This window comes from Caballeronia ptereochthonis (genome assembly GCF_001545075.1).
Taxonomy (GTDB): Bacteria; Pseudomonadota; Gammaproteobacteria; order Burkholderiales; family Burkholderiaceae; genus Caballeronia; species Caballeronia ptereochthonis.
Window position 1 is genome coordinate 53,816 of the sequence record NZ_FCOB02000042.1, and the last position, 9,849, is coordinate 63,664.

Annotated in this window: 10 protein-coding genes; 6 read left to right on the forward strand and 4 right to left on the reverse strand. The window is 63.0% G+C overall.

Annotated features, from left to right (window positions below):
• Positions 1-72: 72 nt before the first annotated feature.
• Positions 73-756 carry a TetR/AcrR family transcriptional regulator gene (locus AWB83_RS31315; RefSeq protein ID WP_087049499.1) on the forward strand — a complete coding sequence of 228 codons (684 nt, stop codon included), beginning with the start codon at positions 73-75 and terminating at the stop codon, positions 754-756.
• Complete coding sequence (locus AWB83_RS31320) at positions 753-1,307, forward strand: DUF1415 domain-containing protein (RefSeq protein ID WP_087049500.1); 555 nt, start codon at positions 753-755, stop codon at positions 1,305-1,307. Before AWB83_RS31315 ends, AWB83_RS31320 begins: the two co-directional genes overlap by 4 nt.
• Here the strand turns inward: AWB83_RS31320 and AWB83_RS31325 are convergent, their stop codons facing one another.
• On the reverse strand, positions 1,308-2,183 hold the full coding sequence (locus tag AWB83_RS31325; RefSeq protein ID WP_087049501.1) for a class I SAM-dependent methyltransferase: 876 nt from the start codon (positions 2,181-2,183) through the stop codon (positions 1,308-1,310).
• Positions 2,184-2,562: 379 nt separating this feature from the next.
• Between AWB83_RS31325 and AWB83_RS31330 the strand changes: the two genes are divergently transcribed.
• The gene (locus tag AWB83_RS31330) at positions 2,563-2,883 is read left to right on the forward strand and encodes a DNA-binding protein (RefSeq protein WP_087049502.1); all 321 of its coding nucleotides are present in this window, start codon (positions 2,563-2,565) and stop codon (positions 2,881-2,883) included.
• 48 nt (positions 2,884-2,931) lie between these two features.
• Here AWB83_RS31330 and AWB83_RS31335 read toward each other — a convergent pair whose 3' ends face one another.
• Positions 2,932-3,630 (reverse strand): FadR/GntR family transcriptional regulator, encoded by a 699-nt coding sequence (locus tag AWB83_RS31335; RefSeq protein WP_087049503.1) that lies wholly within the window; start codon positions 3,628-3,630, stop codon positions 2,932-2,934.
• Between the two features lie 243 nt (positions 3,631-3,873).
• On the opposite strand from AWB83_RS31335, the gene AWB83_RS31340 reads away from it, so the two are divergent.
• From AWB83_RS31340 to AWB83_RS31350, 3 genes are all read left to right on the forward strand, one after another.
• Positions 3,874-4,998 (forward strand): mannitol dehydrogenase family protein, encoded by a 1,125-nt coding sequence (locus tag AWB83_RS31340; protein ID WP_087049504.1) that lies wholly within the window; start codon positions 3,874-3,876, stop codon positions 4,996-4,998.
• A gap of 126 nt (positions 4,999-5,124) precedes the next feature.
• Entirely contained in the window at positions 5,125-6,414 is a 1,290-nt protein-coding gene (locus tag AWB83_RS31345; RefSeq protein WP_087049505.1) for an MFS transporter, read from the forward strand.
• Positions 6,415-6,423: 9 nt separating this feature from the next.
• The gene (locus AWB83_RS31350; RefSeq protein ID WP_087049506.1) at positions 6,424-7,965 is read left to right on the forward strand and encodes a D-arabinonate dehydratase; all 1,542 of its coding nucleotides are present in this window, start codon (positions 6,424-6,426) and stop codon (positions 7,963-7,965) included.
• Between the two features lie 49 nt (positions 7,966-8,014).
• Here the strand turns inward: AWB83_RS31350 and AWB83_RS31355 are convergent, their stop codons facing one another.
• A complete protein-coding gene (locus tag AWB83_RS31355; RefSeq protein WP_087049507.1) occupies positions 8,015-9,649 on the reverse strand; it encodes an NAD(P)/FAD-dependent oxidoreductase in 1,635 nt (544 codons plus the stop codon).
• Positions 9,650-9,655: 6 nt separating this feature from the next.
• Positions 9,656-9,849 (reverse strand): hypothetical protein (locus tag AWB83_RS37015; protein WP_208636827.1); only part of this gene is annotated, 194 nt, incomplete at its 5' end.

A 9,849-nucleotide genomic window follows, 5' to 3' on the forward strand; every position in this document is an offset into this window, starting at 1 on the left:
TTTGTCCCAGGCACGAACTTTCGTTACCGCTCTGTCACATCAGAGTTGCGAGCTTAGTTACCGATCGGTAACATGTCAAGCACGCAGCAGCGTTTCGAGGAGCCGACTTTGACACGATCACCCGCTGACCAGCCGAAAGCCCCCAACCGGCGCAGTGTCCGCACCGACGGCGCGACGGCTCAGGAACAATTGCTCGACGCCGCGCAGGAGTTGTTCTACCGCGACGGCATCCGCGCGATCGGCGTCGATGCCGTCGTGGAGCGCGCGGGCGTCAACAAGATGAGTCTGTACCGGCGCTTCGCGTCGAAGGACGAGCTCGTGGTGGCCTATCTGGACCGCATGGACGAAGGTTTCCGGCGGCGCTTCGAGGCGAGCGTCGCGAAGCATCCGGAAGAGCCGGCCAAGCAGATGATCCAGGCGCTCGAGGATCTCGTGAAGCGCGCGTCCGCGCCGGATTACCGCGGCTGCCCGTTCGTGAACATCGCGTGCGAATTCGGCGATCCCGCGCATCCGGCCCGGCAATCGGTCGAGCGCAACAAAACTTATCTGATGACGCGCCTCGTCGAAATTGCCACGGCCGCGGGAGCGGATAATCCGGTTGAACTGGCGGAATCGCTCGCGTTGCTGGTCGACGGCATCTACGCGACGAGCCAGACCTACGGCCCCGGCTCGGGCCCGCTGCTCGCGGCGCCGCGCATCGCGCGCACGTTGATCGACGTGGCGTGCGCCGGGCATCGCAAACAGGAAAATCCATGACTGACGGCAGCACCCGCGATGAAGTGATCGCGGCGACCCAGCACTGGCTCACCCGCGCGGTGATCGGTCTCAACCTGTGTCCGTTCGCGAAGAGCGTGCATGTCAAAAAGCAGATTCGCTATGTGGTAAGCGAGGCGCGCGGCGTCGAGGATCTGGTCGTCGAGCTGGCGGAAGAACTTCGTCTGCTGAAAGAGACCGATCCGGAAACAGTGGACACCACGCTCTTCGTCACGCCGCGCGCGTTCGCCGATTTCGCCGACTACAACGACGCCCTCTTCTTCGCCGAGCGTCTGCTCGACCAAATGGGGCTCGGGGGCGAACTGCAGATCGCGAGTTTCCATCCGCAGTATCGGTTCGAAGGCACCGAGCCCGACGATATCGACAACTATACGAATCGCGCGCCGTATCCGATTTTTCATCTGTTGCGCGAAGCAAGCATCGATCGCGCGGTCGACGCCTTCCCCGATGCGTCGGATATCTACGAGCGCAATATCGACACGCTGCGCCGTCTCGGGCACGACGGCTTCAAGGCCTGGATGAGCAAATCGTGATCAGTGCGCGGGCGTGAAGAAACGCTCGCGCAATTCTTCCAGTCCGAGCGTCTCGAGCACGTCCGAGAGCCGTTGCGCAGGCCGGCCGCGCGGCAGGTCCTTGTATTGCGCGATGATCAGCTCGTTCTTCATCGAGTGTTCCCAGCCGACGAGTTCCGTCACGCTCACCTGATAGCCATGCGATTCGAGTTGCAGGCAACGCAGCACGTTCGTGATCTGGGTCCCAAATTCGCGCGTGTGCAGCGGATGCCGCCACATTTCGGTCAGCACGTTCTTCGAGAGCGAATGTCCCTTGTTCTTGCGCAGCACGCCGGCGACTTCCGCTTGGCAGCACGGCACCACGACGATGTACTTCGCATTCTTCTGCAGAGCGAAGTGGATGGCGTCGTCGGTTGCGGTGTTGCACGCGTGCAGCGCCGTGACGATATCGACCGACTCCGGCAGGCGATCCGATCCGATTGATTCGGCCACCGACAGATTCAGGAACGACATCCCGGTAAACCCGAGGCGCGTCGCCAATTCCTGGGATTTGTTCACGAGCTCCTCACGCGTCTCGATTCCAAAGATGTGTGACCGATCGCGCAGAGCCTTAAAGAAGAGATCGTAGAGAATGAACCCAAGGTAGGACTTGCCCGCGCCATGATCCACAAGCGATACGGCTCCCTGGCGCGCGTGCACTTCGGCAAGCAGCGGTTCGATGAACTGATAGAGGTGATAGACCTGTTTCAGTTTGCGGCGGCTGTCCTGGTTCATCTTGCCGTCGCGCGTGAGGATGTGAAGTTCCTTCAGCAGTTCGATCGACTGGCCTGGACGAATCTCGTGTTTGGTGGAGGGGTCGGGTGTGCCCGGAGCCGACGCGGAGGACTTCCTGGTCATGATGAAGGTGTGGTGAATAAAAAGCGGAGCATGTTCGCGCCGAATGTGCGCTAACCGCTGGTTCTGCCGTCTCAAAAGGGGAAGTTTACCCAAAAGCGCAAAGACGCTCCTTGTTCCGGCCACCGGCTCATCGGCCAATGCGTGGCAGCAGAACGCATGGAACAGTTCGTGCATCGTCCGACAATGAGGCCATTGGAAGAGACGACACAGCGCAGCTTCGAGCCGCGTACCGATGCAGCAAGCAGGAGCAACAAGCTGGTAACAAGCCGCGCCTCGACACGCAGAGCGTCGTCACCCGCGCCTGGCCTTGTTACGTAACACCTAAACGCACAGCGCGGCGAATGCGACTCGCCCGCGCCATGAACATGAGAGGACGGTGATGGATGCGATCCCGGACAAGAAAGCAGAAAAACAGTTTCAGGAGATGCTTGCGGCACTGACCGCAATGCCCGCGTGGAGTGAAAAGCAGCAGCTCGAACTGGAAATGGCCCGAGAGATTTCCGTGGAAATGTTGCGCCTCGCCGAATCGATGCGCGACGGCTCCACCGACATCGAAACCTGCCTGACGATGCTGAAGTACGCCAAGGTCATGGACTTCGTCCTCACGACGCTCGCGTCGCGCCGGGAAATCGCGCCGCAGACGCTGCGCGTCATCTTCAAGCTGGCTGGTTTGAAGATCGATGAAGCCTACCCAGGCTGACGCGGTCATCTTCTCGAAGCCGGTGCGTGTTTCGGGCACGCGCCGGTATCAGCTTTTGCGCCTCGTCATCAGGCGCGCCGCGGACTGACGCATGTGCCGCTGCATGGCTGCCTGAGCCTGTATCGCATCGCGCGCTTCCAGCGCCTCCAGAATCTCGCGATGCTCGCCCAGCGCGGCCGCCCAGGTTTCCTCCCCTTCGAAGTGCCCACGCAGCGTCGACGACAGCGGACTGTGCCGCTCGTCGTACAGGCTGCCGACGGTTCGCGCCAGCACGTCGTTGCCCGTCATCTGCGCGATCGCGATGTGGAACGCGCGGTCGGCGGCCATCGGGACCTGGCCGTTCGCGACTTCGCGGGCCATCGTTTCATATACCGCGCGCAACGCCTTCAACGCCTTCGGCTTCGCGAACGGCGCGACGCTCGCCGCGATCGCCCCTTCGATCACGCTGCGCGCGTTCATGATCTCGATCGGGCTCTCGCCCAGCTCCGCTTCGGTGGCCGCCGGCTTGGCCGCGGGCGCCGCGACGATATACACGCCCGATCCCATGCGGATCTCGACGCGCCCTTCCAGTTCCAGCGCAACCAGCGCCTCGCGCACCGAGGGCCGCGACACGCCGAGCGTCTGCGCCAGTTCGCGCTCCGACGGCAGCCGGCCGTTCGGGGCGAAGTCCTGTTGCTCGATAAGCCCGCGCAGCTTGTCGGCGATCTGTAGATAGAGGCGGCGCGTTTCGGCTGGTTTCACGCTCACGTGCTGGCTCCTGGTTCTGACTCGGGGAAAACGTGGATTGTAATCAGCGGAAGGGTTGACGCACCGTGGCAAGGGCGTTTCGTGTTCCTTCACCGCTTACAAGTGGCTTGACCAATTCTATTTCAAGACACTAGTATGCAATCCGGTAAGGCCAGGTGGGCCGTTTTTTTTACGGCGATCTGGAACCGTTCCCAAACGAATGAGCCCCAATAAGAGCCCGTCGCCACGACCGGCCAGCGCAACATGAACAATCCGATTCTCCAGTTCGGCACGAGCCGATTCCTGCAGGCGCACGTGGATTTCTTCGTCACCGAGGCGGCGCGCCGCGATCCCGCGAAGGCGCTCGGCAAGATCACCGTCGTCCAGACGACGTCCAGTGCCGACAGCCGCGCGCGCGTCGATGCGCTGCGCAAGGCAGGTCGCTATCCGGTGCGCATTCGCGGCCGCCGCCGGGACGAGACGGTCGATACGACCGTCGAATGCGATGCCATCACCGAAGCGCTGCACGCGAACGAAGACTGGCCTTTGCTGATCGAGCGCATGAAGCGCGACGTGAAGGTGATCGTCTCGAACACGGCGGACGCCGGTTACGCCCTCTTCGACGAAGACACCGCGGATCTGCTCGACGGCCAGCGCACGCCGCGCGGCTTTGCGGCGAAGCTCGCGGTGCTGCTCCATGCGCGCTATCGGGCGGGTGCGGCGCCCGTCACGCTCCTGCCCTGTGAACTGATCTCGCGCAACGGCGACACGTTGCGCGATCTGGTGCGTGATATCGCGCGCGGCTGGAAGGCGGACGACGCGTTCCTCGACTATCTGACGAAAGGCTGTGTCTGGGTGAACTCGCTCGTGGACCGGATCGTCTCGGAACCGATCCAGCCGGTCGGCGCGATCGCCGAGCCGTACGCGCTGTGGGCGATCGAGCGACAGGCGGGCATGGTGCTCCCGTGCGAGCACGAGGACATCGTCGTCACCGACGATCTCGCGCACTACGAGCGCCTGAAGCTTCTGCTGCTGAACCTCGGACACACGATGCTCGCGGAAATCTGGCGCTCGCGCGACGGCGCCGCCGACATGACCGTGCTCGACGCGATGCGCGATCCGGCCTTCCGCGATCCGCTCGAAGCGACGTGGCGCGACGAAGTGCTGCCGGTTTTCGCGGCGCTCGGCCAGCGCGAAGTCGCGACGGACTATCTCGCGAGCGTGCGCGACCGCTTCGAGAATCCGTTCCTCGTGCATCTGCTCGCGGACATCGCGCGCAATCACGACGAGAAGAAGGTTCGGCGCTTTCAGCCTGTCATCGATCTGGCGCGCGAACTCAGGCTCGATATCGAACAAAAACGCCTGCGTGACGCGCTGACGGCGCACTGAACAAACGCGAAGTCCGCCGAAGAAAGCGGATCGCGCCCATGAATTCACTTCGAATCACGGCCCGCCGCGCCGGCATCGCGGTTCAGCCGAAATGAATGAAATGCCGCCCATTGAGGAGACGAAACGATGCGCAAAATGCGTTGGGTAGTGATATTTCTGGCTTTTCTGGCAATCGCGATCAACTATATCGATCGCGCGAACCTCGCGGTCGCCGCACCGCAAATCGAAAAGGCGCTCGGCATCGGCCCGGCTGAAATGGGCTTCATCTTGAGCGGGTTCTTCTGGACTTACGCGCTCATGCAGATGCCGTTCGGCTGGTTCGTCGATCGCGCCGGCGCGCGCATCGCGCTGCCGATCGCGGTGGGCTGGTGGTCGGTGTTCACGGCGCTCACCGCCGTCACGACGAGCGTCGCCGGCATGTTCGGCTGCCGCCTGATGCTGGGCGTGGGCGAGGCGGGCGCGTACCCGTCCTGCGCGAAGCTCGTGTCGCAATGGTTCAGGAAGGAGCAGCGCGCCTTCGCGACCAGCATCTTCGATTCCGGCTCGCGCGTGGGCTCCGCGCTGTCGATTCCGGTCGTTGCGTTCATCATCAGCTCGTTCGGCTGGGAAGCGTCGTTCATCATCACCGGCGTGCTCGGCGCCGTGTGGATTCTCGGCTGGTTCGTGATCTACCGTAACAAGTCGAAGGGCGACCTGACGGGCGCCGAAGACGCGCCGGCGGTGCCGCCGGTCGCGCCGAAGAACAAGGTGTCGTGGGCGTCGCTGTTCAAGTACCGCACCCTCTGGGGCATGATGCTCGGCTTCTTCTGCCTGAACTTCGTGATCTACTTCTTCATCACCTGGTTTCCCAGCTATCTCGTGCAGGCGCATGGCTTCTCGCTGAAATCGCTCGGAACGCTCGGCACGATTCCCGCGTTGATGTCGATTCCGGGCGGCTGGCTGGGCGGCTACGTGTCGGATGCGCTCTTCAAGCGCGGCTGGAGCCTCACTGCGGCGCGCAAGACCTGCATGGTCGGCGGCATGCTGCTTTCTTCGGTGATCACGCTTTCCGCGTTCGTATCGAATATCTATCTGATGCTCGCGTTCTTCGGCATCGCCTACGCCAGCCTCGCGTTCGCCGCCGCCAGCATCTGGTCGCTGCCGAGCGACGTCGCGCCGACGCCGGATCACGTCGCGTCGATCGGCGGCATTCAGAACTTCGCGTCGAATCTGGCGGGCATCGTCATCACGACCTTCACCGGCGTGATGCTCTCGATCACCAAAGGTTCCTTCGTGATTCCGCTGTGCGTCGCGGGCGGCTTCTGCTTCCTCGGTGCGTTCAGCTATCTTGTAATCGTCGGCAAGATCGAACCGCTCAATCGCGCCGAAGAAGAACAAGCCCGGCGCGACGACAGCCGCGCACCTTCCACGGTCTGAGAAAAAACCATGTCCACCACATCCACCGACCATGCGGTCATCCGGCTGCATCCCAACGACGACGTCGTCATCGCGACGCGTCAGTTGCTCTCCGGCGCGCGGATCGCGTCGGAGGATCTCGTCGTCGCGGGCCTGATTCCGCCGGGACACAAGATCGCGACGCGCGCGATCGCCGCGGGCGACCCCGTCAAGCGCTACAACCAGATCATCGGCGTGGCGCGCGAGGCGATCGCACGCGGTCAGCACGTTCACACGCACAATCTGTCGATGGCCGATTTCGCGCGCGAGCACGAATTCGGTGTCGATCTGCACCCGACGCCGTTCGTCGACGCGCCCGCGACCTTCATGGGCATCCGCCGCGACGACGGCCGCGTGGCGACGCGCAATTTCGTCGGCGTGCTGACGAGCGTGAACTGCTCGGCGACGGTCGCCCGCGCGATCGCCGATCACTTCCGGCGCGACGTGCATCCGGAAGCGCTCGCGGATTATCCGAACGTGGATGGCGTCATCGCGTTGACGCATGGTCTCGGATGCGGCATCGACATGCAGGGCGAAGGCCTCGGCATTCTGCGCCGCACGCTCGCGGGTTATGCGGTGCATCCGAACTTTCATTCGGTGCTGTTCGTCGGGCTCGGATGCGAGACCAATCAGATCTCCGGCGTGCTCGAATCGAGCGGATTGAAGGACAGCGAAAAGCTGCGCAGTTTCACGATTCAGGACAGCGGCGGCACGCGCAAGACGATCGAGCGCGGCATCGCGATGGTGAAGGAGATGCTCGCGGATGCGAATCGCGTCAAGCGCGAGCCGGTGCCTGCGTCGCATCTGATCGTCGGATTGCAGTGCGGCGGGTCGGATGGCTATTCGGGAATTTCCGCGAATCCGGCGCTCGGCGCGGCAGTCGACAAGCTCGTGGCGCACGGTGGAACCGCGATTCTCTCGGAAACACCCGAGGTCTACGGTGCGGAGCATCTGCTGACGCGGCGCGCGGTGAGCCGCGAAGTCGGCGAAAAGCTGCTCGCACGCATCAACTGGTGGGAAGAATACTGCGCGCGCAACGGCGCAGCGATGGACAACAATCCGTCAGCCGGCAACAAGGTCGGCGGCTTGACGACGATTCTCGAAAAGTCGCTCGGCGCGGTCGCGAAAGGCGGCACGACGAATCTCGTCGAGGTGTACGAGTATGCGCAGCGCATCGATGCGAAGGGCTTCGTCTTCATGGATTCGCCCGGCTACGATCCGATGTCCGCGACAGGCCAGGTCGCGTCGGGCGCGAACCTGATCTGTTTCACGACGGGCCGCGGATCGGCTTATGGATGCGCGCCCTCGCCGTCGCTCAAGCTCGCGACGAACACCGCGCTGTGGGAGCGGCAGGAAGAGGACATGGATATCAACTGCGGCGGCGTGATCGACGGCACCGCGACCATCGAGCACCTCGGCGAGCAGATCTTCCAGATGATGCTCGACTGCGCGTCAGGCGTGGCGTCGAAGAGCGAGCTGCATGGGTATGGGCAGAGTGAATTCGTGCCCTGGCAGGTGGGTGTGGTGACTTGAAGCTGCTGGCTTCGTTTGGAAAGGCGCGCCGTGTCCCGGCGCGCTTTTTTCATGCGTTCGCCGAGTGCTGCGCCATCATGTTCAAGGCCACGGCTTCGGCCACCTCGATTCCATCGATCGCTGCCGAGTAGATGCCGCCCGCATAGCCCGCGCCCTCTCCGGCCGGATACAAGCCTTCGACGTTCATGCTCTGATAGTCGTCCTTGCGACGCACGCGCAACGGCGAGGAAGTCCGCGTCTCGACGCCCGTCAGCACGGCGTCATGCATCGCGAAACCTTTGATCCTCTTGTCGAGTTCGGGCAAAGCTTCGCGAATCGCTTCGATCACGTAGTCGGGAAGCGCGGTGCTCAGGTCGGTCAGCTTCACGCCCGGCTTGTACGACGGGATGACCGATCCGAGCGACGTGGAAGGCCGCCCCGCGATGAAGTCGCCGACGAGCTGCCCCGGCGCGCAGTAGTCGCCGCCGCCCAGCTCGAACGCACGCTCTTCCCACTTTCGTTGAAAGGCGATGCCGGCGAGCGGATCGCCAGGATAGTCGTCCGGCGTGATGCCCACGACGATGCCCGCGTTCGCATTGCGCTCGGCGCGCGAATACTGGCTCATGCCATTGGTCACGACCCGCCCCGGCTCCGACGTCGCCGCGACGACCGTGCCGCCCGGGCACATGCAGAAGCTGTAGACGGCGCGGCCATTGCTGCAGTGATGGACCACCTTGTAGTCCGCAGCGCCCAGCTTCTCGTGCCCGGCGAATTTGCCAAAGCGGCTTCGATCGATCACGCCTTGTGGATGCTCGATGCGAAAGCCGAGCGAAAACGGCTTGGCTTCCATATAGACGCCGCGGTCGTGCAGCATCTGGAAGGTGTCACGCGCGCTGTGGCCGACGGCCAGCACGACATGATCGCAGCGCAGCGTTTCACCGGTCGACAGACGCAGACCGCGCACCTTGCCGTTATCGATGTCGATATCCTCGACGCGTTGCTGGAAGCGCACTTCTCCACCCAGCTGGTGAATCTGCGCGCGCATTTTCTCGACCATGCTCACTAGCCGGAATGTGCCGATGTGCGGGCGGCTCAGGTACAGGATGTCTTCGGGCGCGCCGGCCTGCACGAACTCATCGAGCACCTTGCGGCCATAGTGCTTCGGATCCTTGATCTGGCTGTAGAGCTTGCCGTCCGAGAACGTACCGGCGCCGCCTTCGCCGAACTGCACGTTCGACTCGGGATTGAGCTCATTGCGACGCCAGAGGCCCCACGTGTCCTTCGTCCGCTCACGCACCGCCTTCCCGCGCTCGAGGATGATCGGGCGGAAACCCATCTGCGCGAGTATCAAGCCCGCGAAGAGCCCGCACGGCCCCATGCCGATCACGACGGGACGCAGCAGCGTTGAGCGCTCCGGCGCTTTGGCGACGAAGCGGTAAGCCATGTCAGGCGCGACGCCGCAATGGGGATGAGGATGTGCCTGCAGACGTTTCAGGACCGATGCTTCGTCCCGCAATTCGACATCAACGATGTACGTGAGCTTGATATCGCCGCGCTTGCGCGCATCGTGCGCACGGCGGAACACGTGAAAGCTCACGAGCTCGTGCTCCGCTACGCCAATCTCCGCGAGACGCGCGATGACAGCGGCTTCAACAGCCGAGTCGGGATGATCGAGCGGAAGCTTGATTTCGCTTAGACGTAGCATGGGAACTCAATGGCAAGTGCCGTGGGGATTTACAAAGGGAAATATTAGCGCCTGGACCGTTCTGGTTTGGCAGACGCCGTTCGAAAAGCGCATTTTCGCGCGCGCCAACGCAAAAACCCCACCTTTTGGGGTGGGGTTTTTGCGTGAAGCATGAGGAGCCTGACGATTACCTACTTTCACACGGGAGATCCGCACTATCA